Raw genomic sequence first — 26668 nt, forward strand, 5'->3', positions numbered from 1 at the left:
CGGCCCCCGTCCGCCGCCCCGAGCTACGTCGGGTCGGCGGCGAGGGCCTGCTCCAGGCGTACCTCGGCTTGGGCTTCGGCTCGGGCGATCGAGCCGGCGGGCATCGCCGCGACCACTGCGGCGGCCGCCACCGCCGCACCGGCGAAGAGGAACGCCCACGGTACGCCGACCTGGTCGGCCAGGATCCCGGCTCCGGCGCCACCGGCGGCACTGGACGCGACCGCCACGGTGACGACCCAGGTGTACGCCTCGTTGAGCATGCTGGCCGGCGAGATCCGCCCGACCATGGTGTTCTCCAGGGTGAGTGCGGGGGCGATGGTCGCACCGCCGACCACCAGCGCGACGCCGAGCGCGATCGGACCGGGCATCACCGCGAAGACCGCGAAGGTGGCCGCGAGCAGGCCGAGAAGTTGGGCGAACTGCCGGGCGGCGTTGCGGGACGGTTTGCGGGTGCCGAACCAGACGCCGCCGATCGCGCTGCCGGTGCCCCACATGGCGAGCAGGATTCCGGCGACGCTCTCCGCGTTGTCCACGTCGTGCGCGGAGGCGTACGCCGGGACGGCCACCCCGGCCGCGCCGAACGCGATGCCGAGTCCGGCCACGCAGAACAGCAGGGCGGGGAATCCGCCCACCCGCAGCGGGCCGAGGCCCTTGGCGTGGCTGTCGGTCGGGTGCGGGCGCCAACCGCGCATCACCGGGCCGAGGGCCACGATGGCGGTACCGATCAGTGTGACCACCGCCGCCCCGATCAGTGCCGCCGCAGCATCGGCAACCAGTACGAAGACCGCGACCAGCGTGGGGCCGATGACGAAGACCAGCTCGAACAGCGAGGTCTCGGCGGCGAGTGCGGTGTTACGCAGGGCGTACCGGCCGGAGGCGGGGTCGGTGAGGTCGTTCCAGGCACCCCGGATGGCGGCGGTCAACGGCGGGTACGTCGCCCCGGCCACCGCCGAGGCGATGAAGATCAGCGTCAAGCCGTCCGAGCCGGCTCGGCTGGCGAGCAGCAGCCCGATCAGCGCCACCGGATGCGCCACGGCGGTGATCAGCAGTACCCGGCTCGGCCCCACCCGGTCGGCGATCCGGCCGGCGATCGGGCTCAGCGCGGCACCGGCGAGTGCGTACACCCCACCGGCGACGGCGGCCAGCGCGTACCGGCCGGTGACCTGTTCGACGACCATCAGCAGCGCCAGTGGGGTCATGCCGATACCGAGCCGGCCGACGATGCCGGCGATCAGCAGCATCGGCGCACCTGGAATCCGCCAGACTCCCAGGTACTGACGCAGCGCGGTCACGGGTGGAACCCCCTCGGGTCGGTCGTACGGTAACGAGCGGAAGACCTACCGACCCTAACGTGAGCCCTGCACGGGTTGAACCGGATTAGGCGCTACGTCACCACCCGAACCCGACGCATATGCACCCGACGCATATGCACTGGTACCGCTGAGGACGTACGAAGTCGGCCCCCGGCTACTTTCGTAGGAGCCGGGGGCCGACTGGCTTACGGGCGGGAACGAGGGCAGGTCAGCGCTGGAACTGGACCGGACCGCTGTTGACGGCCATCTGCTCCAGGCGGCGTACCCGCTCCTCCATCTTCGGGTGGGTGGAGAAGAGGTTCGCCATCCCACCACCCCGGAAGGGGTTGTCGATCATCAGGTGGGCGGTGCTGGTCAGCCGGTTGTCGGCTGGCAGCGGCATCCGCTGGGTCCCGTTGTGGATCTTCCGGAGGGCGCTGGCCAGGGCCAGTGGGTCCTTGGTCAGGGTCGCGCCGGAGGCGTCCGCCTGGAACTCGCGGTTACGGCTGATCGCCAACTGGATGACCGAGGCCGCGATCGGGCCGAGGATCAGCATCAGCAGCAGGGCCGCCGGGTTCGGCGAGTCCTCGTCGTCCCCGCCGCCCAGCGGAATGAACCAGGCCAGGTAGGCGAGCGTGGTGATGATGCCGGCGAGGCCGGCGGCGACGCTGGAGATCAGGATGTCCCGGTTGTAGACGTGGGACAACTCGTGACCGATGACGCCCCGCAGCTCCCGGTAGTCCAGGATCTGCGTGATGCCCGTTGTCACGGCGACCGCCGCGTGCTGGGGATTGCGTCCCGTGGCGAACGCGTTGGGCTGCATGGTCGGGCTGACGTACAGCCGGGGCATCGGCTGACCGGCCTCGGTGGCCAGCTCCCGGACCATCTGGTACAGCGCGGGGAACTCGGCCTCGGTGACCGGTTGCGCCCGCATTGACCGCAGCGCGAGCTTGTCCGACCAAAAGTAGCTGCCGGCGTTCATGGCCAGCGACAGCAGTACGGCGATCACCAGACCGCCACTTCCGCCGAACCAGTAACCGACGCCGAGGATCAGAGCGGTGAGCAGGCCAAGTAGCGCGGCCGTCTTGAGCCGGTTGTGATGGCTATGCACGGTAACTCCTTCGGTGCGCGGGTAGGTGGACCCGCTGACCGGTTCAACAACGGGATACCCCGTCAACAATCCAGATATGACTGTGAGTTACCTGGGAAAGCGAACGATTGTCACAGTCCGGCGACGTCCAGGATGAGTTGTGGGGCGAACCCGACGACGATCGCGACCACGGTGGCGACGGCCAGCGCGGCGACAACCGCCCAGCTCGGCCGGACCGGGCCGGCCGACGGCACGGGTGCGCCCACGGGCAGGGCCGGGGCGCCCGGGTCGGCGGGGACGACCGGCGCGGCGGCGGCATCCCCGGCCCGGGGCGCCACCGGCTCCGAGGCGTAGAGCATCGCGGCGACCCGTACGTAGTAGGCGAGCCCGACCACCGCGTTCAGCGCCACCACCACGGCGAGCCAGCCGGCTCCACCGTCCAGCAGCGACCGCACGATGGTGACCTTCGCGAACAGTCCGGCCAGCCCCGGCGGCAGTCCGGCCAGCCCGACCAGCGCGAGCACGAACGCCGCGCCGACCCACGGCCGGCGCCGGGCCGCGCCCCGGTAGTCCTCGATCTCGCCGCCGTCGGCCACCGCCGGGCGCAGCGCGACGACGGCCGCGAAGGCGGCCAGTTCCAGCACCACGTAGAAGACCGTGTACGCCACCGCGGCGGCCACCGCCGTGTCGAACGCCTCCGGGGTCCGGCCGGCGGACAACGCCAGCGCGCCCAGCGGGGCGACGATGTAGCCGGCCTGGGCCACCGACGACCAGGCCAGCAGCCGGACCATCCGGCGCTGCCGCAGCGCCACGAGGTTCCCGACGGTCATGGTGAGTACGGCCACCGCCGCCAGCACCGGCCCGGTGACGCTCGCCGGCAGCGCGGTCGCGGTGACCGCGAGCAGCGCGACCACCCCACCGAGCTTCGAGGCGGTGGAGAGGTACGCGGCCACCGGTACCGGCGCCCCGTCGTAGGTGGCCGGGGCCCAGGCGTGGAACGGTACCGCCGCCACCTTGAAGGCCAGCCCGAGCACCACCAGCGCGACCGCGACCACGGTGAGCGGCAGGTCCAGTAGCCCCGGATCGACCGCCACCGCCCCGCCGGACGCGTCGACCGCCGACCCCTCGACCGCCGACCCCTCGACTCCGAAGACGGCACCGAGCCGGCTCAGGTGCACCGCGCCGGTGACCGCGTAGAGCAGCGCGGCGCCGAGCAGGGTCACCGCGGTCGCCACCACACTGACCACGAAGAAGGTCAGCGCCGCCTCGGCACCGGCCACGCTGCGGTGCCGGAGCCCGACCAGCACGTACAGCGGCAGCGTCAGCGTCTCCAGCGCCACGACCAGGGTGATCAGGTCGCCGGCCGCGCCGAGCACCACACCGCCGGTCATCGAGCAGGCGAGCAGGAAGCAGTACTCCCCCGGCGGCACCTCGCCGGCCCGCAGCAGCGGTGCGGAGAGCGCCAGCACCCCGAGGATGAGCAGCGCGAACAGGCAACCGACCAGGGCCGCCCGACCACCTGCCAGATAGGAGCAGGCGTCGCCGACGCAGAATGTCCGACGCGTACCGGCGGCGCCGACCAGGACCGCGCCGAGCGCGGTGGCGGCCGCCCCGACGGCGAAGACCGCCACCGTCGCGCCGCGCCGGGCGACCAGCAGGTCGGCCAGCAACACGAGTACGGCGGTACCGGCCGCCAGGTACGCCGGCAGCAGTGCCACGTTGTCGACGGTCTGGATCACGGCATCCACCGGGTAACGGGACTCATCGGATCGCCTCCAGCAGCGCCCCGACCGGCACCTCGGCGTAGCCGAGCACCAGTGTCGGGGCCAACCCGATCGCGAGGGCGAGCAGCACCAGCGGTCCCCAGGCGGCCAGCTCGGCTCCGGTCAGCCCCGGCGTCAGGGTCAGCACCGCCGGAGCTGCCGGCCCGTGGGTGACCCGACGCAGCAGCCGCAGCAGGTACGCCGCCGTGAGCGCCCCGCCCAGCGCGGCGAGCACCGCCAGCGTGGTCCAGAGCGGTCCGCCGACCCGCCACGCGGCGACCACCGCGAACGCCTCCCCCCAGAACCCGGCGAGTCCGGGCAGCCCGAGCGAGGCGATCGCGGCGAAGCCGAGCAGACCGGCCAGCCGGGGCGTGCTCTCGCGCAGCCCGCCCAGTTCGGCCAGCGCTCCGGTGTGTGCGCGGTCCTTGATCGCTCCGGCGAGGAAGAAGAGCAGTCCGGTGATGACGCCGTGCGCGATGTTGCCGATCAGGGCGGCCTGGATGCCGGTGGCGGTCAGCGTGGCGACCCCGAGCAGCACGAAACCCATGTGCCCGACGCTGGAGTAGGCGATCAGTCGCTTCAACTCGCTCTGCGCCAGGCAGACCAGCGAGCCGACGATGATCGCCGCCACGGCGAGCGTCCCGAGCACCGGTGCGGCCCACCGGGCGCCCTCGGGGGCGACTCCGACCGCGACCCGGATCAGCCCGTACGTGCCCATCTTCAGCAGCACCCCGGCCAGGATGACGCTGCCCACCGTCGGTGCCTGGGTGTGCGCGTCCGGCAGCCAGGAGTGCAGCGGCCAGAGCGGACTCTTCACCGCGAACGCGATCGCGAGCAGGGTGAAGGCGGCCAGCTGGGTGCCCCGGGACAGCTCGCCGCCACCCGTCAGGTCGACCAGGTCGGCGGTGCCGGCGGCGGTGACCACGGTGAAGACGCCGACGAGCAGCAGCACCGAGCCGAAGAGGGTGTAGAGGGCGAACTTCCGGGCCGCGTGCTGCCGGTCCTCGCCACCCCAGATCGCGATGATCGCGTACATCGGTAGCAGCACGACCTCGAAGAACAGGAAGAACAGCACGAGGTCGAGGGCGAGGAAGGTGCCCAGGATGCCGACCTCGACGATCAGCAGCAGCGCGACCAGGGTCCGGCCCCGCCCCGGTGCCGGCACCCGCCACGCCGTGTACGCGCAGCAGAGCAGGGTCAGCAGCGCGGTCAGCACCACGAGCGGATAGGACACGCCGTCGACGCCGAGGTGGAACCGCAGGTCGAGTCCGGGTACCCAGGTCAGGTCGAGTTCGTGCCACGGCCGTACGCCGGGTCCGCCGGCGGTCCGCGGCCGGTAGCCGAACCAGTTGTCGTGGGCGCCGAGCGCCAGCAGCACACTGATCACGAAGGCGGCCGCGGCGAAGGCCGTACCGGTGATCCGGGCCGCCCGGTCCACCCGGGCCGGCAGTACGGCGAGCACCGCCGCGCCCAGTGCGGGCAGCGCCAGTACGGCGACCAGTCCGACCGCGCCGAGACTCATGCCGACACCCCGCCACGTCCGCTCATGCCGAGCATCCCAGCTCGCTCATGCCGAGGCTCCCCGCTCGCTCATGCCGAGCCTCCCAGTGCCACGGCGGCGATGCCGAGCAGCAGCGCCCCGGCCAGCACCGCGACCACCGCCCGGGGCACCCCGGCCCGGTGCAGCAGGTCCAGCCCGCCACCCAGGCCCGTCGTACCCCGACCGGTCCCCTCGACCGCGCCGTCCACCACCGTCTCGTCGATCCGGCGGGCGAGTCGGCCGAGCGCCCGCACCGGGCGTACGACGAGCGCGTGCTGGACCTCGTCGAGCCAGAAGGCCCGGGCGAAGGCCGGGCGCAGCGGACCCAGGCCGGTCGCGGGATCGGCGGCCGGATCGGCCCGCCAGCGCCACCAGGCGAGGCCCGCCCCGAGCAGCAGCAGCGCCACCGGGATGATCAGGAAGGCGTCCAGGTGTGCCTCGTCCAGGGCGAGCGCGGACCGGAACGGGGCGACGAAGACCGCGAAGCCGAGCGCCACACTCGGCACCGCGAGCAGCAGTACCGGCCAGCGCAGCAGTCCGGGCGGATCGTGCGGCGTACCGACCGGGGTGTGCGCCGGTGTGGTGGCCGGCGCGTCGATGCCGGCCGACTCGTCCATCGGGTGGGTCTGGGCGCGGGACGCGCCGAGGAAGGTACGCAGCAGCAGGCGGGCGGCGTACCAGGCGGTCAGGCCGACCCCGACCAGCCCGGCGATCCAGACCAGCCAGCCCACCCAGGCGGCGGCCGGGCCGGTGTGGTGCCGGGCCGCCTGCTCGGCGACGACCAGGATGCCGTCCTTGCTCCAGAACCCGGCCAGCGGCGGCACCCCGGCCAGCGCGCCCAACCCGATCGCGGTACACCAGAAGGTGACCGGCATCGGCCGGCGCAGCCCGCCCATCGCGGACATCAGGTTGCTGCCGACGGAGTGGATCACCGCTCCGGCGGCGAGGAACAGCAGCGCCTTGAAGGCGGCGTGACTGAGCAGGTGGAACAGTGCGGCGGGCGGCGAGCCGACGGCGAGCGCCCCGGCCATGTAGCCGAGCTGGGAGACGGTCGACCAGGCCAGTACCCGCTTGATGTCGTCCTGCGCGGTGGCGGCGAGCGCCCCGAGCAGCAGGGTGACCGCGGCCATCACGCCGAGCACCGCCAGCGCGGCCGGCGCCCGCTCGAACAGCGGGAAGAGCCGGGTCACCGCGTAGATCCCGGCGGCCACCATCGTCGCGGCATGGATCAGTGCCGAGATCGGTGTCGGGCCGGCCATCGCGTCCGGCAGCCAGGTGTGCAGCGGGAACTGGGCGCTCTTTCCGGCCACTCCGGCGAGCAGGAGCAGGCAGGCGGCGGTCAGCGTACCGGGGCTGAAATCGTGGGCCAGCACGTCGGAGATCCGGAAACTCCCGGCCGAGACGCCGAGCACCACGATGCCGAGTAGGAAGCCGACGTCGCCGACCCGGGTCACCAGGAACGCCTTCACGGCAGCGGCGGGCGCCTCCGGCAGCCGGCGGTCGTGGCCGATGAGGAGATAGGAGCAGATGCCCATCACCTCCCAGCCGACCAGCAACATGATCAGGTCACCGGCGACCACGACCAGCAGCATCGCGGCGGTGAAGAGGCTGATCTGCGCGGCGTACGGGGCGTACCGGTCGTCGTCGTGCAGGTAGCCGACCGAGTAGACCTGCACGGCCAGCGCCACCACCGCCACCGCGATCGCCACCAGCGCGGTGGCCGGGTCGAGCCGGACGCTGAGCGTGACCGACAGCCCGCCGAAATCGATCCACTCGGCGGCCGACTCGGTGATCCCGTGGTCGATGGTGATGGCGAGCGCCACCGCGCAGACCAGCGCCGCCGCCGCGCCCGTGATGCCGAGGCCCGCCGCGACCGCCCGGGACCGCTGCGGCAGCAGCAGCCCGACCAGGGCCAGTCCGAAGGGTACGGTCGGCAGCAGCGCGCCGAGCGTCTGTGCGCCGGTCATCGGACCGGTCCCGTCGCCGGCCCCATCGCCGCTCCCGTCCTCGCCGGCGCCTCCATGATCGCCCGTGGACCGGCGTCGGGGGTGTGCTCGTCGAGGCGTACGTCGTCGATCGCCACCGTGCCGCGCAGCCGGTAGAGCTGGAGCACGATCGCCAGCCCCACCCCGACCTCGGCGGCGGCGATCACGATGACGAAGAGCGTGAACGCCTGTCCGGTGAACGGCAGCGCACCGGCGTCGACGGTGCCGGGGGCGCCGGGGCTGCCGGCCGGTGCCGCCGTGCCGAGGGCCGCGTGCAGCGGGGCGGCGTTCGCGGTGACCAGGAGCAGGTTGACCGCGTTGAGCATCAACTCCACCGCCATCAGCACCAGGACGGCGTTGCGGCGGCGCAGTACGCCGTACACGCCCAGTCCGAAGAGGGCGGCGGCGATGACGTACGGGATGACGGGCCTCATTGCCGCCGCCCCGGAATCCGTACGCTGATCGCGATCGCACCGACCAGGGCGGAGAGCAGCAGTACGGAGAGCACCTCGAACGGCAGCACCCAGGACTGGAAGAGTTCGGTGCCCAACCGCTCGGCGGTCCCCGGCGCCGGCAGGTCGACTATGGACCAGCGGAACGCGTCGACCAGCAGGGCGGCCAGGCCCAGCCCGCTCCCGCCACCGATCAGCGCGGCCGGCCAGCCGGGTCGGTCGAGGTCGTCGGCGGCGCCGATCGGTGCCCGGGTCAGCATCACCGCGAAGAGCAGCAGCACCACGACCGCACCAACGTAGATCAGCAACTGCACCCAGGCCACTAGTTCGGCGGTGAGCACGAGGTAGAGCCCGGCGACCGCGCCGAGGCACACCACCAGGTAGAGGCCGGCCCGGACCAGGTGCCGGGTGGACACCACCAGCACGCCGGCACCGACCGCGACCGCCCCCAGGGCGATCATCAGGAGGTCCGCGGCCGTCACGGCGGCTCCTCATTCGCTGGTGGAGCCGAACTGGGACGGTCGGCAGCCGGCGGAGCGGACGCAGGGCGGGCCGGGCGCTGGGTGCGTACCGCCGGGCCGGCCGACCGGTCTCCGGCCGCGCCGGACGTGGCCGCCTTGCGCGCGGCGGCCTCCTCCTTCGCCGGCTCACCGTTCGGGTCGTGCGCGGGCGGCGGCGGCACGGTGGCCATCCACTCCCCGAGGTGCTCCTTGTCGTGCAGCAGGTTCCGGATGTCGTACTCGGCGTACTCGAACTCCGGGGACCAGTAGAGCGCGTCGAAGGGGCAGACCTCGATGCAGATGCCGCAGTACATGCAGAGCGAGAAGTCGATGTCGAACTTGTCCAGCACGTTGCGCTGACGCGGCCGGGCCGCGCCGGGCACCGCCACCTCCTCCTTGTGGGAGTCGATGTAGATGCACCAGTCCGGGCACTCCCGGGCGCAGAGCATGCAGACCGTGCAGTTCTCCTCCGACAGCGCGATGACGCCCCGGGAGCGTGGCGGCAGCTCGGGGGCGACGTCGGGGTACTGCTGGGTGTGCGAGCGACGGGTCATCGTCTTCAGGGTGACGGCCAGCCCCTTTGCCAGCCCCTCGCCCGGGATGCTCATATCCTCGCCCCGCCGGTGCGTGGCGCGGCCTCGCTGCGCTCGCTCATGCGCCCCATCCTGCCGTGTCGGCCGTCCCGGCGCGACCACCCCCGGCCAGTTGAGGCGGTACCGTGGCTCTGGGTGACCGCCACCCACCCGCGACGAGGAGCAGCACCATGACCGCGGCCCTGAGCGATCCCTACCCGCCGGCCGGCGGCTGGACCACCGACTACCTCGACGCCCTGCCCGACGACGGCCACCGCCGCGAGCTTCTCGATGGAGCCCCCTACTGCTGACGCATCGAGACCGACGGCGGGCTGGTCGTGCACACCCACCGGATCGCCCAATGGACGAGGTCTACGTGTACCGATCAGCCGCCTGACCCCTCGGCACCTCTAGGCACTCGGTGCCCCATTCCATGATCGCGTAAAGTCCGGCCGGCTATAACGAGCCAAATTTCACGTGATCAATGGAGACAGCCGAAGCGGATTACTCGCCGGCTTTCCAGGGCTGATGTTCGGTGATCCACGCCTCGATGTCGTCGGCATTCCAGATCCGGCCGGCCTTCAACACGGCGATGGGGCGTGGGAAGTCTGGCCGTTCGATCAAGTGGCCGACACGCTGTCGGGACACGCCGAGTCGTTCGACCACCTCGGCCATTCCCATCAACCGCACGGCGGGATCTTCCCGTTCTGGTGGAAATCAATCAGCAACTTGCGTGGTTGACAAGTTGCTAGTTGACAACTGGCAGCAGCAACCACAAAGTGAGTGGCGGTCCGGCTCTGCTCCGTCAGCAGTCGCTACCTGTCCACTCGGCCGGAGCCGGGCCAGCCATGACGGACAACGAGGGTGAGGGGTCCCCACTCGGGAGCCGCACACTGCTCGGTGGAAGCCACGGCGACGGAAAGGACCACGACGATGCGGTTGACCGCCGACTCCGTCGCGCTGTTCGACACGCGCGAGGCCGTACCGGCTGGGGCCGAGTTGGAGGCGATGGCCGACGTGGCCGACCGACACGTACCCCTGAACGGCCACTGCCTGAGCTGCGACTCGGCGGTGGGCGAGTCGGGGTGGTGCTGGATCCGTGAGGTCGCCGAGCGGCGGCTGAGCGGCGCCGTGCCAGCGCGGAACGAGCTGTCCACGCTGACGGGTCCGCATTCGCCGGCAGAGTCGTCCGGGAGGAATCGGCGTGACATCTGGCGACGTGGTTGAGGGCGCCGAGCCACCACGCGCGCTGGACCCGGAGTGCGGCGCGACCAACCGAACTAACGGCCGAACCTGCGTACTGCCGCCCGGTCATCGCTGGGCGCACCGCGACGAGGAGATGCGAGGCTGGTGGAGCGACTCGACTCCCGAGAGGCACTGATTCTCACTGGCCATCTGGAGGTCGCGGCCCACGGGGAGCCGATTCCGCCGGAGATCGTCTGGACACACCTGGTCGAGGTGCTGCGGCGGCATCGGATGATCGGCGGGTTATGTCAGGCGTGCGGCGAACGGGCCGGCCCGGAGGGCCGGTGCTTCAAGGGCGCGGTAGCGATGGAATGGTGCCGGCAAAACCCGCTACCGCTCCCCGATCCCCCGGCATCGGACCGCCCCTGAGTCCCCGGACCGGGCAGTCAGGATCCGGGGTCGTGGAGTCGGACCGTCGCGGCAACGACGGCCCGACTCCACGATCCCGGATCATCGGGCAGCGACCGCACCGGAGCGGTGACGGAGATGCCGTCAGTCGAGGGCGAGCCTGACTCCGACGGTCAGGACGAGTTGGCCGAGCGCCACCGGCACCAGCACCAGCCAGCAGAGCCGCTGCAACTGGTCCTCCCGCAGTCGCGGGTACGTCACCCGGAACCAGATGATCACGAAGGAAACCAGGAACACCTTGATCAGGGTCCAGAGCCAGCCGAGGTATTCGTCGCCGAACGGCCCCTGCCAGCCACCGAGAAAGAGCACGGTGGTCAGCGCGGCGATCACCACGATCCCGACGTACTCGGCGAGCAGGAAGAACGCGAACCGCAGGCCGGTGTACTCGGTCATGTAACCGAAGACCAGCTCGGAGTCGGCGATCGGCATGTCGAACGGCGGGCGGCGGATCTCGGCGACCCCGGCGATGAAGAAGACGATCATCGCGGGCGCCTGCCAGAGCAGCCACCACGGCTCCCAGGCGGTGACGATGCCGGGCAGGCTCAACGTACCGGCGGCCATCGCGACACTGGCCGCCGCGAGCACCAGCGGCAGTTCGTAGCCGAGCAGCTGCGCCGCGCCCCGGATCCCACCGAGCAGGCTGTACTTGTTGGCCGAGGCCCAGGCCGACATCAGTACGGCGACCACCCCTATCCCGACCACCGCGAGCACGAAGAACAGCCCGATGTCCAGCGGCTGCCCGACCAGGTCGTTCGGGCCGAGTGGAATGACCAGCAGGGCCAGCAGGTACGGCACCAGCGCCACCACGGGAGCGAGCCGGAACACCGCCCGGTCCGCCTCGCGGGGCGTGATGTCCTCCTTCTGCACGAACTTGACCCCGTCGGCGATGAGCTGGGCCCAGCCGTGGAACCCGCCCGCGTACATCGGGCCGAGCCGGCCCTGCATGTGCGCCATCACCTTGTGTTCGGCCTGCCCCACGACCAGCGGCAGGACCAGGAACGCGGCGACCACCCCGCCGACCCGGATCAGCAACTCCAGCCAGAGCGGCATCAGGAACCTCCGCTGCCGTCGGTCGCGTCGGGCCGAGCCGGCGGCCCCGGCTCCGGTTCGCCCTCTGGTCTGGTCGCGGCCGGGGACGGGCGGCCGGGCGGGCCGGCCGTGGGACGGCGCCGGGCCGGCCGCTCCGGCGGGCTCTCGGTTCCGGGTACGGCCGCCGCCGGACCCCACTCGCCCGGAGCCGGTACGCCCGGTGGCCGCATCGCCTGTCGGCGCGTCGTACCTGCCTCGGACTCGCCGGGCTCCTTCGCGCCCGGCCAGGCCTTCGCGACCCGGGAGGCGAGGACGAACTCCTTGCGCAGCGGATGCCCCTCGAACTCCGGCGGCAACAGCAGCGGTGCGAGGTCGGGGTGCCCCTCGAAGTCGATGCCGAACATCTCGTGGGTCTCCCGCTCGTGCCAGGCCGCCCCGGGGAACAGGTCCACCACGGACGGGATGGCGGCGGCGTCCCGGGGCACCCGGGTCCGGAGCAGTACGCCGTGCCGGTGCGCGGTCGACCAGAGGTGCACGACCACGTCGAACCCGTCGGCCAGCTCGTCGACGGCGGAGAGCCAGTCGAAGAAGTCGCAGGCCAGCTCGGCATCGTCCCGGGCGGCCCGGACGGCGTCCCGCCAACTGGCCGGCGGAACGTCTACGGTCGCCCGCGCGTACGCCTGGCCGCCGGACTGGCCGACCGACACCTGGCCGCCGGACACCTGCGCCTGGGCGCCCACGGTGGGGCCAGCGTGCGTCGCGCCCGGGGCCGCGGGTGTCTCCTCCGTCGCGCCCGGGTGGGCGAGCAGGGCGGCCAACCGGTTACCGACCTGTTCCGGCGTCATGCCCGCGATCCTATGGCCATCCGGCCCGGACGTCGCCGGCCATCGACCGGCGGAGCCGGCCCGGATCGCTCCGAACCGGGCCAACCTCGGTCGGCGCGACGGAGATTGCCGTGCCACAAAGCTCGGTTCGGGCGTACCGGACGGGTCGACCGGGAAGAATGAGCCGGGTGCGCGCGATAACCGTTACTCCGGGTAAGCCCAACTCGGTACGGCTGGTCGAGGACTTCCCCGAGCCGGATGCCGACGAGGGTGCGGTGCTGGTCGAGGCGGTCGCGGTCGGCGTCTGCGGCACCGATCACGAGATCATTCGTGGCGAGTACGGCGAGCCGGCACCCGGCTCGACCGAACTCGTGCTCGGGCACGAGTCGCTCGGCCGGGTCGTCGACGATCCCACCGGGGCGCTGTCCCCGGGTGACCTGGTGGCGGGAATCGTGCGGTACCCCGATCCGGTACCCTGCACCAACTGTGCCGCCGGCGAATGGGACATGTGCCGTAACGGCCAGTACACCGAGCACGGCATCAAGGGGTTGCAGGGCTTCGCCCGGGACCGGTGGCGGATCCCGCCGAAGTTCGCCGTACGGCTCGACCCGAAACTGGCCGAGCTGGGCATGCTGCTCGAACCGACCAGCGTGGTGGCCAAGGCGTGGGAGCACATCGAACGGATCGGTGGCCGTGCCAATTGGGAGCCGAAGACCGTACTGGTCGCCGGTGCCGGGCCGATCGGCCTGCTCGCCTCCCTACTCGCCGCGCAGCGTGGCTTCGAGGTGCACGTGCTGAACCGCTCGGCCAACGGCGAGAAGCCGGCCCTGGTGGAAGCGCTCGGCGGCCAGTTCCACACCGGCACCGTCCACGAGTTGGGCCGCGAGTTCGACATCGTGCTGGAGTGCACCGGCGCCCCACCGGTGGTCCTCGACTCGATGTGCCAGGCGGCGCCGAACGGCATCGTCTGCCTGACCGGTGTCTCCTCGGGCGGCCGGACGATCGACTTCGACGCGGGCGCGCTCAACCGGGCGTTGGTGCTGGAGAACAACGTCGTTTTCGGCACCGTCAACGCGAACCGGCGGCACTGGGAGCTGGCCGCCGAGGCGCTGGCCGCCGCCGACCCCGATTGGCTCGGCAGGATGATCACCCGACGGGTTCCGGTCAGCGAGTGGTCGAAGGCGTACAGCCCGGAGGCCGACGACATCAAGGTGGTCCTCGACTTCGAGCGGTGACCACCCGGGGCGGCGTTACCCGCCGGCCGGCTGGAGCGCGTCGACCGTACCGGCCATCAGCCGCAGCAGCTCCTCGTCCTCGGTCACCTGACTGCTGCTCCAGCCGTTGTCCCGAGCGGTGTGCCGACGGGGCCGGGCCTGCTCGGCCCGGAGCAACGGCAACGCGGCGGCGGCGGGCGGCCCGATCTCCGCCCAGATCGTCGCCACCGTCGTCCGGGTGGAGACGTTGCGGTCCCACAGTTCGGCCAGCACCGGCAGGACGGCGTCGGCGTCCCCGGCGACCCGCCAGAGTGCCTGCGCAGCCCGCAGGTGCAGCCAACCGTGCGGGTCCGGCTCCGCCAGCAGGGCGCGGAGCCGGGGAAGCTGACCGGCGGCGGCCGGCCCGATCTCGGCGATCTCGCCGGCCGCCGCCGTCGCGGCGTACCGGTCGCCGTCGAGGAACCGGCCGAGCACCGGAAGCACCGGCGCCGGATCTGCGGTGATCCGGTACAGCGACGAGACGGCGGCGAGCGCCAGGCCCCGTTCCGGCGCGTCGAGCAGCGGTCGCAGCACCGGTACGGCGTCCCGTGCGGCCGGGCCGAGCCGCCCGAGCGGTCGGATCACGTACTCGTGGGTGGCCAGCGGCAGCAGTTCCGGCAGGGCCGCCGCACCGGCCGGGCCGAAGCTGCATACCGCGCGCGTCAGGTCCTGGCGGCGGACGGCGAGATCGGAGGCCGACTCGGGAAGGATGCGCAACTGGTGCCGGATCAGCGGCAGCAGCGCGACGGCGGTCGGACCGAGTGAACTCACTGCGGCGCCGACGTCCTTCGGCGGATCGTCGCGCTCCAACGCCCACCGCAGGGGCGGGACCGCCCGTGGATCGCCGAGCCGGGCGAGGGCGTTCAGCGTGTCGCCGACGGTGGGTGCGTGACTCGGCCACACCGTGATCCAGGCCGGTGGGCCGCCGTTCCGGCGGTGCGACTCCTCGGGTGCCGCACCGGCCACGCTCTCGGCGAGCACGTCGACCACGGGCCGGTTCAGCTCGCCGAGATGGACGAGCACCCGGCCCGCCGCCCGGGAGAGTCGCGGATCCGGGTCCGACAACTGCCGGCCGATCCCGGCGACCAGATCCCGGTAGTCGCCCCGCCAGCCGTCGACCAGATTGCCGGTGGCCCGGATGGCGTCCATCCGACGTTCCCAGTCGGACGAGCGGAGCAGGGCGCCGAGGAGCTGGATCCGGTCCGGCACCCGGTCACCGAGGGCACGGCTCAGGTCGCTGACGGCCGGGCCGAGCCGTGGGTTGTGCCGCCCGGCGACATCGGCTTCCCGAAGCTCGCGTACGGCACCGCGCAGGGTGTCGGTGTGGAATCCGGCCGGCGCGGGAACCGGCCCGTCCGGCTGGTACGCCGCGTCGAGCAGGGCGAGGGCGCGCGGCACCAGATCGGCCGGCAACATGGCCGGCGTTCCGCCGCTGACGGCGGTGAGCGCGGTCAGCCGCAGCACCGGATCGAGATGATCGCCGCCGCCCGACGCTTCTGCACGACCGCCGACCGCCGGATCGGGCGAGCCGCCGACGAGGTCGACCAGCCACTCCGTCGCCGCGCGCAACTCCGGCTCGTCCACGGTGGTCAGTTGGCCGGCGGCGGCCCGGCGGACGAGCGTGCCGACCGCTTCGACCAGGGCGGTCCGGGCCTCGGGATCCGGTTCGACCGGCAGCCGCCGCCGGAGCGTGCCGAGCACCGCGGACGCCTCGGCCCGGCACACCAGCAGCGCCTCGGGGACGGCCCGTCGGACCTCCGGGTCCGGGTCGGCGAGCAGCTCCAGGAACACCGGATAACCGGCCGCGACCGCCAACTGGGCCCGCCGGTAGTTGTCCGCCCAGTCCTCCTCGTCCGCACCCTCCCGGTCCGCGTCGGCCGCTACCGACCTGAACAGCTCATCCAGGTCGTCGACCTCGGCACAGCCGATGCTGGCGAGCAGCTTCACGATCGGGCCCCGGTCGGGCCCACCCGGCCGGGTGGCCGCCTCGAAGAGGTACGGGACACAGGCGAGCGTGCACTCGTAGACATCGCCCTGGTGGTGCACCGCACCGTCCATCCCGTCGAGGGCGGTCTCCCGGACTGCGGGGTCGTCGCTGACCAGTCCCCGCAGCAGCTCGGGCACCTCGACGGCCGGCCCGTACGCGTGGTTCATCGACGCCCAGTCGATCTCGTCCAGTCCCGCGAACACGTCGCCCCCGTCCGGTCGCCACCAATTCGATCGGCGGATCCTAACGAGCGCGACCGACGGGAATGCCCCCGCACGACCCCGGCGGCGTCGGGACTCAGATCCCCGGCAGTTGGCCGTTGCGGAACAGGTCCACGAAGATCTGATGGTCCTGCCGGGCCCGTGCCCCGTACGCGTGCGCGAACTCGACCAGGTGCGCCACGAAGCCGTCCTCGTCGGTCTCCACCGAGGCGACGATCGCCTCCTCGGTGGAGAAGTCGACCAGGTCGTGGCTCGACTCGTCGTCGGCCACCGAGTGCATCCGGGCCACCGCCCGACCCAGGTCACCGAGTACCCCGGCCAGTTCCTCCGGCTCGTTCACGTCGGACCAGTCCAGGTCGGCGGCGTACGGGGAGACCTCGGCGACGAGCTGGCCGTGCCCGTCCAGCTCCGTGAAGCCCAGCCACGGGTCGGCGTGCGCCTGCAACGCCCGCTGCGACTCGGCGGTCCGGTGGCCCTGGTGCCGGAAGTAGTCCCGGACGCCCTCGTCGTCGACGTACCGGGCCACCGCCGGCACCTGGGCGCGCTTCATGTAGATGACCACGTCGTTCTCCAGCGCCTGGGTGTGCCCCTCCAGCAGCAGGTTGTACGACGGCAGCCCGGCCGAGCCGATTCCGACGCCCTTGCGGAGCACGACGTCCTTGATCTGCACCGAGACCGGGCGGACGTCGGCGCTGGCCGGGGGCAGGGTGTTCAGGTACCGCTCGAACGCCTCGATCACGGCTGTCCGGACCTCGCGGTCGACCTCGTACACGCCGTCGCCGAGGGAGAACCGGCGCTCGTACTGGTCGATGGTGGTCTGTGCGGCGAGCAGGTCGACCCGGGTGCTGAGCCGGGCCTGCTGGAGCACCCGGCGCAGCACGCCGTCGGCGTTGTCCAGCATGATCGACCCGATCGCGTCGTCCCCGCCGCCGGCGATGGCCCGCAGCTCGGTGAGGTACGCGGTGGCGAACCGGGTGACCAGGTCGCCGATCGCGGTGTCGGAGAGCGCCTTGCCGTACCCGAGCAGGGCGACGCTGGCGGCGAACCGCTTCAGGTCCCAGGAGAACGGCCCGACGTACGCCTCGTCGAAGTCGTTGACGTTGAACACCAGTTGGCCGGAGCCGTTCATGTACGTGCCGAAGTTCTCGGCGTGCAGGTCCCCGTGGATCCAGACCCGGCTGGTCCGGGCGTCGAGGAACCGGTCGTCGGCGAAATCGCCGGAGAGGTCGGCGTAGAAGACGGACGCGCTGCCCCGGTAGAACGCGAACGGTGAGGCGGCCATCTTGCGGAACTTGCGCCGGAACGCGGCCGGATCGACGGTCATCGACTCACCGAATTCGGCGATCAGGACGTCGACCAGCCACTCCGCTCGCCGCTCGGTGTTGTCGGTCATGATCCGCAGGGTAGACCTGCTGCACCACCAGCGGCTGTGGCCTGGCTAACCGGCCGGCTGTGTCCTGCCTAACCGGCCGGTCGGGGCGCACACGTGTCGCGCAGGTCCAGCGCCACCGTCGTGGTGTCTCCGGCGGTCACCCCGACCGCCGTCGCGACCGACGGCACCGCCGGAACGCCGTACCAGCAGGTGGTGGCCGGGTCGCGGTACTCGACGTACACCTGCTGGGTGCGGTGGCCGGGCAGGGCGAATCCGCCGTCCGGCCGCAGGTACGCCGGCCCCGCCCCGGCGACGTCTCCGGTGCGGCGGTGGTACGTCCAGACGTACCCGGAACCGGCTGGACCGCCGTCCCGGGTGACCGTGCCGGCCAGCGTGCCCCCGGCGACGAGCCGGGCGGGCACGGTGGCGGTGCCGCCGACGGGCACCCGGGCCAGGCTGGCGCTGAACCGGTCGGCCGCGTCGCCCGACCACTGCCAGGCGTACGGGCTGCCCGGCGGCGGCACGAACTGCACCGGCCACTGGTACGGGCCGAGGTCGTCGATGGTGTACCGGCCGTCGGCCGCCGAGCAGTGCCGACCGTGCCCCGGTCCCTGGTCCGGCCGGAAGGCGTACGGGTGGGCGCAGACGTCCGGCACCGGCGCGCCGGTCGTCGCGTCCGAGACGGTCCCGCTGACCGCGCCGGGTGGATCCATCCGGATCGGTGGGATGGCGACGGTCGTACCCTGCCGGATCGCCACCCGGAGCGCGGCGCGTTGGTCCCCCGAGCCGCCGTTCGCGGTGACCCACTGGGCGCCGTACCGCCGGGCCGGCGGGTCGTACGGATCGACCGCCTGGTACGCGTAGAGCTGGGCGGTGGTCGAGGTCGTCAATGGCCCGATCGCGAGCCGGCCCGTCTCGTCGGAGCAGTAGCCGCCCTGGCCGGTGGACTGGCCATCCCACTTCGGCGCGACGAGCCGGACGCAGACCCGGTCCGCCGGTTCGCCGGTCGCCGCGTCCCGCACGGTGGTGGTCACCCCGGCGCCGGCCACCAACTCCACGGCCAGCGGGGCGACCGCACCCCGGACGACGTCGACCGGTACCGGCTGCTCGGCCGCGAAGTGCGAGGGTACGGCGTCGACGGCCACCGCCCAGCGACCCGGCGGTACCTGCCCGAGCCGGACCAGGCCGGCGGCACCGCAGGCGTCCAGGGTTCGCAGTGGGGTGTCGATCCGGGCACACGGCCGGGGTACGGGCAGCCCGGTCACCGTGTCGGTCACCCGCACCTCGACCGTGCCGAGCGGCAGCCAGCGCTCGTCCAGCACCAGGGTCTGCCCGTCGCCGAGCGAATACGCGGACGCGGCGGTCCGGTCCTGGCTGCCCGGCATCCACTGGGTGCCGTACACGTCGCTGAAGAGGGCGGCCTGGTACTGCCCCGGCGGCAGGTTGGGCAGCTCGTACCGGCCGTCACCACCCGGCGTGGCGTACGCCAGCGCCCGCCATTCCCGATCGAGGGACCAGATGCTGACCGTGGCGTCCGCCGGGGCTTCGGAGTCGTCCACGATCCGGCCCCGGATGGTGCCGGAACCCCGTCCGACGGTGACGTTCCGCCGTACCAGGGTCGTGCCGGGGACCCAGACGGTCTCGGCGTTGAGGTGGTCGGGCGCGTCGGGCCACCAGTGCGTCCGGTAACCGGGCGCCGTCACCCGGACCCGGTAGCCGACATCGGTGGGCACGCCGCTGATGGCGTAGCGACCCTGCGCATCGGCGCAGAACTCGCCCTGCGCCTCGGTCTCGGTACGAAGCAGGGTGAGGCAGGCCCCGGCGACCGGCTGGCCGGACTCGTCGCCGACCACTCCGGTGTAGCCGGTCGAGGGCACCGAACCGACCGAACCGACCGGTACGGCCACCGCCGGACCGCCGACCGTCATCACGACGATCGCCACAACTGCCCCAGTCGCCCCAATAACTCTGCGCAGTCTCATGAGTCGCGAGAGTAACCGCGAGAGCGTCGCGATACCGGCTCAATCGGTCAACCCGCCAATTCCGACGGAAGGGCGGCTCGGACGGACGGGCGACGGGCAGTGGTCAGCGATCTCCGACCGGTGGCGGCACGGGTGACGGCACCGGGGCGGCGGTCAGCGACTCGACGCTCCGGCCGGCCGGCGGCCCGGCACGGTCGGCCGGCGATTCCAGCGCGTCGGGCCGGGCGACGCCACCGATCCCGGACTGCTCGGCGGCGATCTTCTCCTGAAGGCGGAGGATGCCGTGCAGCAGCGCCTCCGGACGCGGCGGGCAGCCCGGAACGTAGACGTCGACCGGGATGATCTGATCGACGCCCTTGGTCACCGAGTACGAGTCCCAGTACGGCCCGCCGCAGTTCGAGCAGGCGCCGAACGAGATGACGTACTTCGGCTCGGGCATCTGGTCGTAGAGCCGCTTGATCGCCGGCGCCATCTTGTCGGTGACCGTCCCGGAGACCACCATCAGGTCGGCCTGGCGCGGACCGTGCGCGAACGGGATCACGCCGAGCCGGATGAAGTCGTGCCGACCCATGCTCGTCGCGATGAACTCGATCGCGCAGCAGGCCAGCCCGAAGTTGAAGACCCAGAGTGAGTAGCGCCGCCCCCAGTTCAGCACGAACCGGATCGGCTCACCGAGCACCGCCGGTAGCTGCACGGCCGCCTCCTCTCCCGTCCTCCACGGGACAGTGAACCACAGCACGGCTGGGTTGATCCGACGCCCGGTGGGATCATGGGCGGAGATGGGCAGGTGGTGCGGATGGCGGAAGTGTCGCTCGTCGTGGCGGGGGCGGGGCTGCGCGGAACGGGCTATGCCCGACGCGCCCGGACGACCGGGGCGACCATCGTCGGGGTCGCCGAGCCCGATCCGGTACGTCGGGCCAGGTTCGCCGCCGAGTTCGACCTGGCGCCGGAGCTGGTCTTCGCGGACTGGCGGGAACTGGCGGCGGCGGGCCGGATCGCGGACGGCATCGTCATCGCGACCCAGGACACCGAGCACGCGCAACCCGCGGTGCGGTTCGCCGGCCTCGGCTACCACATCCTGCTGGAGAAGCCGATGGCCACCACCGAGGCCGACTGCCTCCGGATCGTCGAGGCCGTGGAGCGGGCCGGGACCATGCTCGCCGTCTGTCATGTGCTCCGGTACACGCCCTACACCCGCCGGATCCGGGAACTCGTCGCGCAGGGTCGGATCGGCGAGCCGATCAGTGTGCAGCACCTGGAGCCGGTCGGCTGGTGGCACTTCGCCCACTCGTACGTCCGGGGCAACTGGCGCCGGGCCGACGAATCGGGCCCGGTGTTGCTGACCAAGTCCTGTCACGACATCGACTGGATCATCCATCTGCTGGGTGAGGTCCCGGTCCGGGTCGCCTCGTTCGGCCGGCTGTCCCACTTCCGCCCGGAGAACCGGCCAGCCGGTGCCGCCGACCGATGCCTCGACTGTCCGGTGGAGCCGGACTGCGCCTACTCCGCGACCCGGCTCTACCTGTCCTGTCTGGGCGATCCGCGTCGGGAGGTCTGGCCGCTCGGTGCGGTGACCCACGATCCCACCGAGGCCGGCGTACGGGCCGCGCTGCGGACCGGGCCGTACGGGCGGTGTGTGTACGCCAGCGACAACGACGTGGTGGACCACCAGGTGGTGAACCTGGAGTTCGGGTCCGGCAGAACCGCCTCGTTCACCGTGACCGCCTTCACCCCGCACTCCGGCCGACAGACCCGGATCTTCGGTACCCGTGGCGCCATCGAGGGTGACGGGCACCGGCTGACCGTCTCCGACTTCGTCACCGGTGATGTGCGGACGGTCGAGACCGGTGCCGACGCCGAGGCGCATGGTCACGGCGGTGGTGACGACGCGCTCGCCGACGCGTTCGTGGCGGCGATCGCCACCGGCGACGGGTCGCTGCTGAGTTCCGACGCCCGGGAGAGCCTGGCGGGCCACCGCGTCGTGTGGGCCGCCGAGCGGGCCCGCCGCACCGGCAGGGTGGTGACCCTCCCGGCCTGACTCGCGAGGACATCGAGGGACGTACGGATGTTCGGGTTACGCCAGCGCGTCATGGTGGAACGGCTGCGGCGGGCTCCGGCGGTGCCGGACGCTCTGGTGCTGCACGAGGTCGCCGGCGGTACCGAGCTGGGACCGTCGCTGGTCGCACTGGTGGTCCTGCACCGCCGGCAGCACCGGCGCCGGGACGGCGGTCCGCGCGCGGTTGGTGGCGGCCCGGCTAATTCATCTCGCAGAACGGCGGATTGCCGCTGGTGATCCCCAGGTCTTCGCAATAGAAGCCGCTGCCCTGGCTGTGGTACCGCCAGCCCGTGCCGGCCTTGTACTGGAACAGGTAGACGCCGTCGCCGGCCGTCGGACCCTCCGCATCGGCCGTTGCCCAGTTCTTCCAGCACTTCACCCGCGAGGGAACGAACCGCCAGTCCTTCGGCAGGTCGGCGAGCTTCTCCAGGGTCGTCGCGGAGGGGCAGTCCGGATACCGAGGTCGATTACTGGTACGGGTGGACGAGTGCGGCGACGACGGCGGTGTCCTGCTCGGCACCGCAGGAGTCGGTGCGATGCTGGGTGACGGCGTCTGGGTCGCCCCCGGGGCCGGCGGACTCGGCCGGTTGGCGGTGCCGAGGGCGACCGCACCACCGATGGCGAATACCGCCACCGCGGCCGTGGCGGCCGTGGCGACCCGGGCGCGTCGCTGCACCTGCCGAGACTTGTGCAGGGACCGCTCGTACATGTCGGCGCTGCCGCCGTGCTCGGCCAGATCGGACATGGCCTGACGCAGCGACCCGAGGTTGTCGGTCATCAGGCTTCCTCCATCACGGCCGAGAGCAGGTCGGGCGCCATCTCCCGGATGCGGGCCAGCGCCTTGCTGGTCTGGCTCTTGATCGTGCCGACCGAGCAGTGCAGCAGGTCCGCGGCCTCGGCCTCGCTGCGATCCTCGAAGAACCGCAGCACCAGCACCGCACGTTGCCGCCGGGTGAGCTGGTCGAGGACCTGATGCAGGGCGAGCTTGAGGTCGCTGCGGCGGGCGTGGTCGCTGCCCGGCTGAACCACGTCGGCCAGCTCGCCGGGCAGGGACTCGGTCACCTTGCGGCGTCGCCACCAGCTCACATGCTGGTGGTACATCGCCGTACGGGTGTAAGCCTCGAAATGCCCGGGGTCATCCAGCCGATGCCGGCCCCGATGGGTACGGGCCAGCGCGTCCTGCACCAGGTCCTCGGCGAGGTGTCGGTCGCCGGTCAGCAGGAACGCCGTCCGCAGCAACGCCGGCGACCGGGTCCGGACGAACTCGCAGAAGAGGTCGTCTATGGAGTTGGACATGCCCGGCTCCTGCTCCCCGCGCGCCGAATTTCGCTCAGGCGGCGGCAATGTCGATACGTCCGGCCGCCCGCGCCGTACACCGTAAGCAGTGCGGACCATCGCACTACCTCTCGGTAGCCGAGCTCAGGGGTACTGGCAGAACGGCGCAGCCTCGTTGATGCCAAGATCCTTGCAGTGGTACCCGCTCCCCTGGCTGTGGTAACGCCACCCCGAACCGGCCTTGTACCGGAACAGGTAGACGCCGTCGCCGACGGTCGGACCCTCCGGGTCGGCCGTCGCCCATTCCTTCCAGCACTCCACACTCGACGCAACGATGTGCCAGCCCCTCGGCAGGTCGGCCAGCTTCTCGAGGGCCTTTGCCGAGGGGCACTTCCCGGCCCCAGCCCCAGCCCCGCCCCCGGCCTTCCGTGCCGGCGACTCGGTGACGGCAGGGCGTGCCGAGGTGGGAACCACCGAGGGCGGAGCAGCCGAGATCGGAGCGGGAGCCGGCGTCGAACCGCAGCCGGTGAGTCCGAGGACGATGGCGGCGACTGGCAGCAGTAGGCCGTGACGTGCGGACATCTCAGATCCCCCGGATGGTGGCGATGTTTGCTTACATCCGGGTACAAGCGATCCAAGGCCCGCAGGTTGCCGCCGGCCGAAACAATCTCCAAAGAACTTTCTCGCGCTCCCGGACCAACTGCCCCCTACCGGAGCGTCGCCGGTGGAAGCAGTGCCAACATCTGGTTGATCTGCGCGGTTCGGGACAGGTCGATCCGCCGGGCCAGGTCAAGGGCGCCCGCGTGGGTACCGGACCGGGTTTCGACCCGGGCCATCTCGACGGCGTTGTGCTGGTGCGCGATCAGCAGGTTGAGGAAGGCGGTCTCGAACTCGGTGCCGGTGGTCCGGGCCAGCGCGGCGATCTGCTCCGGCCCGGTCGCCGGCATTCCGCCGTGGTCTGCGTGCGCGTGGACGTCCGGGTCCGCCGAGGTGCTCCGGCCCCAACCGCTCAGCCAGTCCCGCATGGTCTCCCGCTCGGCGTCCTGGGTGACGTCGATCGCGGCGGCCAGGGTCTTCACCTCGGTCCGCCGGGCCCGGCTCTCCACGAGGCGTACCAGTTCCAGCCCCTGACCGTGATGGGTCACCATCATCTGCAGGAACATCACGTCCGCCTCGTTGAACGCACCGGTCGCGTCGGCCGGGGCCGGCACGGCGGAGCCGGTCGGTGCCGGTGCGGGGACGGCGGGTGCGGCGCCGGTCCCCTCCGGAGCGGACGCGCAGCCGCCGAGCAGCAACAGCGTCGCGACGATCACGGTACGGCGGTAGCGGGTCATGGCCTCGTCTCCGGTACGCGGTTACTTCTGAGCCGGTGTGCGGGTGGGCTGCGGGTGCGGGTGGCGGACCTGTGGCGGATACGGACCCACAGGGGGTATGGGTCCGTATCCGCGACGGGTACGCCCCGCCCGGGGCTAGCTCAGACGCGTTGCCAGAGGGCCGGAACGTTCGGCGGTTCCCAGCCGGCGATGGCGGTGTGTGCCTGCCGGCAGCGGTAGGTCGCCCCGCCGTAGGTCACCTGGCTGCCGACCTGGTACGTCGTACCGGCCTGCCAGGTTCCGCCGACCGGTGGCGGTGCGGTGGTGGGCGGCGGGGTGGTCGGGTTCGCCGTCCGGGTGGGCGTGGGGGTCGGGTTCGGAGGGTTGCTTCCGCCGCCACCGATCTGGAGGTCGACGCAGGCGTAGAAGGCGTTCGCCGTGTCGGCGATGTTCCAGATCGCCAGCAGCTTCTGCCGGCCGGTCCGCCCGCCCATGCTGACGTTGTGTGAGACGGTGGCACCCGGCTGCCGCCCGCCGTCGTCGAACACGGCGATCCGGGAGTTGCCGATGTAGTACTCCCAGGTGCTGGTGGCGTGCCGGGCGGTCAGCACCCAGTTGAACGTCACCGAGTTGCCGACCGAGGTGGCCGGCCAGTTCCGGCTCTCGTCGCTCAGCACCGCGAAGTGGCCGATGTTGGCGTGGCAGTTGCGCAGCCCCTTCGGTCCCTCCACGCTCTGCGGCTCGTACTGGATCTGGCCGCAGTTGGCGACCCGGCCCTGCGCGCAGAGCGCCTGCCGGCTGGGTGGCGACGAGATGTAGCCGTGCGCCTGGGCCGCCGGCACGGCGACGACGAGAGCGGAGAGGACGGCGGCGACGGTAGTCAGCGCCAGGACCACGGTTCTTCGCATCGTGGGCTCCTTACTTCATCGGGAAGGTACCCTCAAGATAAAGTAAGGATTATTAACAGTAAATATCTACGGACAGAAAAACATCGATCAAACGAAATCAGTACGTCGGCCGTTGCAGGACGCCGAGGAACTCGGCCAGCAGGCGTTCCCGTACCGGCACCGGAGCGGCGTCCAGCAGGGCGTTCACCGGCGCCATCCGCTCCGGCGGCCGACCGGCGGCGGCCGGGTCCAGCCCCAGCCCGGCGGCGATGCCGGCGACCAGGTCCGGGGTGAGCTGCTCGGGGGCCAGCGCACCGAGCGTGCCCAGCAGCTCGGCGGGGAGCCGCACCGGGCCGGCACCCCGGGCGGCCCGGACCGCGTCCCGCAGGTCCGCGCCGAACTCGACCACCCGGGGCGCCACCGAGGCGGTCACCGACAGGTGGATGTTCGCCGGCACTCCGCCGTACGACAACTGGGGTTGGGTGTGCCAGCCGCGCGCGGTCAGCTCGTCGGCGAGGACGAACAGGTCGAGTCCGGGATCGGTGCTGACGAAGCAGACCACGGTCGACTCCGGATCGACGAGCAGCCGCAGCCCCTCCACACCGGACACCTGGGCGGCCAGTCCGCGTACCGCCGCCAGGGTGCGCTCGGCCAGGGCCAGGTAACCGGCCTCGCCGAGATGCCGCAGCGTGGCGTACGCGGCGGCCAGCGGCCCGCCCGACCGGGTGGACGAGATCACCGGGTTGACCAGGGTGTACCCGGGCCAGCCGGCGAACGCGAAGTACTGCGGACGGCGCAGTTCGGCATCCCGGTGCAGCAGCACCGACACCCCCTTCGGGGCGTACGCGTACTTGTGCAGGTCCACCGAGATCGAGGTGACGCCCGGCAGGCCGAAGTCGAACGGCGGCACCGCGACGCCGAGCCGGCGCAGGAACGGCAGGGTCCACCCGCCGAAGCAGGCGTCCACGTGGCACCGGACCCCGACCCCGGCGGCGGCCCCGGCGATCTCGGCGACCGGATCCACCACCCCGTACGGGTACGACGGCGCCGAGCACCCCACCAGTACGGTGTCCGGGCCGATCGCCGCCGCCACCTCACCGACCTCGGGGCGGAGCGTCCGCGCCGACACCGGCACCTGGTCGAGCGCGACCCCGAGATAGTGCGCCGCCTTGGCGAACGCCGCGTGCCCGGTCGTCGGCACCACCAACCGGGGGCGGGCCACCTCCGGCCGGGCGTCCCGGGCCGCCTTGACGGCCAGGATCAGCGACTCGGTGCCACCGCTGGTGACGCTGCCGACGACGTCCGGCGCGGCCGTACCCGGCCCGCCGCCGAGCAGCCGGGACGCCGCGCCGACCAGCGCGTTCTCCAGCCCCAGTACGGACGGAAAGGCGGTCGGGTCGAGCCCGTTGACGTGCGCCGCCAGGGCGTACGCCGACATCGCCAGGTCGTCCAGGCCGGGCAGCGCGGAGTCGTAGACGTAGGCGAACAGCCGCCCGCCGTGCGTAGGCAGGTCTGCCGCACGCAGGTCGCGCAGCTCGGCCAGGACCTTGTCCGCGGGTACGCCCTCCGGCGGCAACGCCTCGATCATGGCGTGCACCGTAACAGCCGACAACGCGCAGGTG

Annotated in this window: 25 protein-coding genes; 5 read left to right on the top strand and 20 right to left on the bottom strand. The window is 72.0% G+C overall.

What is annotated here, in order from left to right; genetic code table 11:
* Nucleotides 1-23: 23 nt before the first annotated feature.
* The 8 genes from ACFP2T_RS26315 to ACFP2T_RS26350 all read right to left on the bottom strand — a co-directional run bounded on the left by ACFP2T_RS26315 (nt 24) and on the right by ACFP2T_RS26350 (nt 9230).
* Complete coding sequence (locus ACFP2T_RS26315) at nt 24-1292, bottom strand: MFS transporter (RefSeq protein WP_377425895.1); 1269 nt, start codon at nt 1290-1292, stop codon at nt 24-26.
* 229 nt (nt 1293-1521) lie between these two features.
* Nucleotides 1522-2403 (bottom strand): zinc metalloprotease HtpX, encoded by an 882-nt coding sequence (gene htpX / locus ACFP2T_RS26320; protein ID WP_377425897.1) that lies wholly within the window; start codon nt 2401-2403, stop codon nt 1522-1524.
* Nucleotides 2404-2513: 110 nt separating this feature from the next.
* Nucleotides 2514-4130 carry an NADH-quinone oxidoreductase subunit N gene (locus tag ACFP2T_RS26325; RefSeq protein WP_377425899.1) on the bottom strand — a complete coding sequence of 539 codons (1617 nt, stop codon included), beginning with the start codon at nt 4128-4130 and terminating at the stop codon, nt 2514-2516.
* 13 nt (nt 4131-4143) lie between these two features.
* On the bottom strand, nt 4144-5667 hold the full coding sequence (locus ACFP2T_RS26330) for a complex I subunit 4 family protein (protein ID WP_377425900.1): 1524 nt from the start codon (nt 5665-5667) through the stop codon (nt 4144-4146).
* Nucleotides 5668-5735: 68 nt separating this feature from the next.
* A complete protein-coding gene (locus ACFP2T_RS26335; RefSeq protein ID WP_377425903.1) occupies nt 5736-7652 on the bottom strand; it encodes an NADH-quinone oxidoreductase subunit 5 family protein in 1917 nt (638 codons plus the stop codon).
* A complete protein-coding gene (locus ACFP2T_RS26340) occupies nt 7649-8104 on the bottom strand; it encodes an NADH-quinone oxidoreductase subunit NuoK (RefSeq protein ID WP_377425906.1) in 456 nt (151 codons plus the stop codon). Before ACFP2T_RS26340 ends, ACFP2T_RS26335 begins: the two co-directional genes overlap by 4 nt.
* Nucleotides 8101-8604, bottom strand: a complete 504-nt coding sequence (locus ACFP2T_RS26345) for an NADH-quinone oxidoreductase subunit J family protein (RefSeq protein WP_377425909.1) — start codon at nt 8602-8604, stop codon at nt 8101-8103. Before ACFP2T_RS26345 ends, ACFP2T_RS26340 begins: the two co-directional genes overlap by 4 nt.
* Nucleotides 8601-9230, bottom strand: a complete 630-nt coding sequence (locus ACFP2T_RS26350) for a NuoI/complex I 23 kDa subunit family protein (protein ID WP_377425912.1) — start codon at nt 9228-9230, stop codon at nt 8601-8603. The genes ACFP2T_RS26345 and ACFP2T_RS26350 overlap by 4 nt, the downstream gene beginning before the upstream one ends.
* Before the next feature lie 441 nt (nt 9231-9671).
* On the opposite strand from ACFP2T_RS26350, the gene ACFP2T_RS26355 reads away from it, so the two are divergent.
* The 3 genes from ACFP2T_RS26355 to ACFP2T_RS26365 all read left to right on the top strand — a co-directional run bounded on the left by ACFP2T_RS26355 (nt 9672) and on the right by ACFP2T_RS26365 (nt 10808).
* Nucleotides 9672-9935 carry a hypothetical protein gene (locus tag ACFP2T_RS26355; protein WP_377425914.1) on the top strand — a complete coding sequence of 88 codons (264 nt, stop codon included), beginning with the start codon at nt 9672-9674 and terminating at the stop codon, nt 9933-9935.
* A 192-nt stretch (nt 9936-10127) separates the two neighbouring features.
* Nucleotides 10128-10421 carry a hypothetical protein gene (locus ACFP2T_RS26360; RefSeq protein WP_377425916.1) on the top strand — a complete coding sequence of 98 codons (294 nt, stop codon included), beginning with the start codon at nt 10128-10130 and terminating at the stop codon, nt 10419-10421.
* Between the two features lie 123 nt (nt 10422-10544).
* Entirely contained in the window at nt 10545-10808 is a 264-nt protein-coding gene (locus tag ACFP2T_RS26365; RefSeq protein ID WP_377425918.1) for a hypothetical protein, read from the top strand.
* 123 nt (nt 10809-10931) lie between these two features.
* Here the strand turns inward: ACFP2T_RS26365 and nuoH are convergent, their stop codons facing one another.
* Together nuoH and ACFP2T_RS26375 are read right to left on the bottom strand one after the other, a co-directional pair.
* The gene (gene nuoH / locus ACFP2T_RS26370; RefSeq protein WP_377425921.1) at nt 10932-11897 is read right to left on the bottom strand and encodes an NADH-quinone oxidoreductase subunit NuoH; all 966 of its coding nucleotides are present in this window, start codon (nt 11895-11897) and stop codon (nt 10932-10934) included.
* Complete coding sequence (locus ACFP2T_RS26375; protein WP_377425924.1) at nt 11897-12721, bottom strand: NADH-quinone oxidoreductase subunit C; 825 nt, start codon at nt 12719-12721, stop codon at nt 11897-11899. Before ACFP2T_RS26375 ends, nuoH begins: the two co-directional genes overlap by 1 nt.
* Before the next feature lie 167 nt (nt 12722-12888).
* Here ACFP2T_RS26375 and ACFP2T_RS26380 point away from each other — a divergent pair, with 167 nt between their 5' ends.
* Nucleotides 12889-13935, top strand: a complete 1047-nt coding sequence (locus ACFP2T_RS26380; protein WP_377425927.1) for a glucose 1-dehydrogenase — start codon at nt 12889-12891, stop codon at nt 13933-13935.
* Between the two features lie 15 nt (nt 13936-13950).
* Here ACFP2T_RS26380 and ACFP2T_RS26385 read toward each other — a convergent pair whose 3' ends face one another.
* The 4 genes from ACFP2T_RS26385 to ACFP2T_RS26400 all read right to left on the bottom strand — a co-directional run bounded on the left by ACFP2T_RS26385 (nt 13951) and on the right by ACFP2T_RS26400 (nt 20209).
* Nucleotides 13951-16143 (bottom strand): hypothetical protein, encoded by a 2193-nt coding sequence (locus ACFP2T_RS26385; RefSeq protein ID WP_377425930.1) that lies wholly within the window; start codon nt 16141-16143, stop codon nt 13951-13953.
* 94 nt (nt 16144-16237) lie between these two features.
* Nucleotides 16238-17554 carry a DUF2252 domain-containing protein gene (locus tag ACFP2T_RS26390; RefSeq protein WP_377425933.1) on the bottom strand — a complete coding sequence of 439 codons (1317 nt, stop codon included), beginning with the start codon at nt 17552-17554 and terminating at the stop codon, nt 16238-16240.
* Between the two features lie 68 nt (nt 17555-17622).
* Nucleotides 17623-19476: a carboxypeptidase regulatory-like domain-containing protein gene (locus tag ACFP2T_RS26395; RefSeq protein ID WP_377425936.1), complete on the bottom strand. Its 1854-nt coding sequence runs from the start codon at nt 19474-19476 to the stop codon at nt 17623-17625.
* Nucleotides 19477-19618: 142 nt separating this feature from the next.
* Nucleotides 19619-20209 carry an NADH-quinone oxidoreductase subunit B gene (locus tag ACFP2T_RS26400; protein ID WP_377425939.1) on the bottom strand — a complete coding sequence of 197 codons (591 nt, stop codon included), beginning with the start codon at nt 20207-20209 and terminating at the stop codon, nt 19619-19621.
* Nucleotides 20210-20311: 102 nt separating this feature from the next.
* Here ACFP2T_RS26400 and ACFP2T_RS26405 point away from each other — a divergent pair, with 102 nt between their 5' ends.
* Nucleotides 20312-21553 (top strand): Gfo/Idh/MocA family protein, encoded by a 1242-nt coding sequence (locus tag ACFP2T_RS26405; protein WP_377425942.1) that lies wholly within the window; start codon nt 20312-20314, stop codon nt 21551-21553.
* Between the two features lie 217 nt (nt 21554-21770).
* Here ACFP2T_RS26405 and ACFP2T_RS26410 read toward each other — a convergent pair whose 3' ends face one another.
* The 6 genes from ACFP2T_RS26410 to ACFP2T_RS26435 all read right to left on the bottom strand — a co-directional run bounded on the left by ACFP2T_RS26410 (nt 21771) and on the right by ACFP2T_RS26435 (nt 26634).
* Entirely contained in the window at nt 21771-22349 is a 579-nt protein-coding gene (locus ACFP2T_RS26410) for a hypothetical protein (RefSeq protein ID WP_377425945.1), read from the bottom strand.
* Nucleotides 22349-22867 carry a SigE family RNA polymerase sigma factor gene (locus ACFP2T_RS26415; RefSeq protein ID WP_377425947.1) on the bottom strand — a complete coding sequence of 173 codons (519 nt, stop codon included), beginning with the start codon at nt 22865-22867 and terminating at the stop codon, nt 22349-22351. Before ACFP2T_RS26415 ends, ACFP2T_RS26410 begins: the two co-directional genes overlap by 1 nt.
* 123 nt (nt 22868-22990) lie before the next feature.
* Nucleotides 22991-23428 (bottom strand): hypothetical protein, encoded by a 438-nt coding sequence (locus ACFP2T_RS26420; protein WP_377425950.1) that lies wholly within the window; start codon nt 23426-23428, stop codon nt 22991-22993.
* A 125-nt stretch (nt 23429-23553) separates the two neighbouring features.
* Nucleotides 23554-24180 carry a DUF305 domain-containing protein gene (locus ACFP2T_RS26425; RefSeq protein ID WP_377425953.1) on the bottom strand — a complete coding sequence of 209 codons (627 nt, stop codon included), beginning with the start codon at nt 24178-24180 and terminating at the stop codon, nt 23554-23556.
* Between the two features lie 140 nt (nt 24181-24320).
* Nucleotides 24321-25067, bottom strand: coding sequence for a lytic polysaccharide monooxygenase (locus ACFP2T_RS26430; RefSeq protein WP_377425956.1), 747 nt, complete (start codon nt 25065-25067; stop codon nt 24321-24323).
* Nucleotides 25068-25164: 97 nt separating this feature from the next.
* Complete coding sequence (locus ACFP2T_RS26435) at nt 25165-26634, bottom strand: pyridoxal phosphate-dependent decarboxylase family protein (RefSeq protein ID WP_377425958.1); 1470 nt, start codon at nt 26632-26634, stop codon at nt 25165-25167.
* Between the last annotated feature and the right edge of the window lie 34 nt (nt 26635-26668).

Source organism: Plantactinospora solaniradicis, assembly GCF_042658085.1.
Taxonomy (GTDB): Bacteria; Actinomycetota; Actinomycetes; order Mycobacteriales; family Micromonosporaceae; genus Plantactinospora; species Plantactinospora solaniradicis.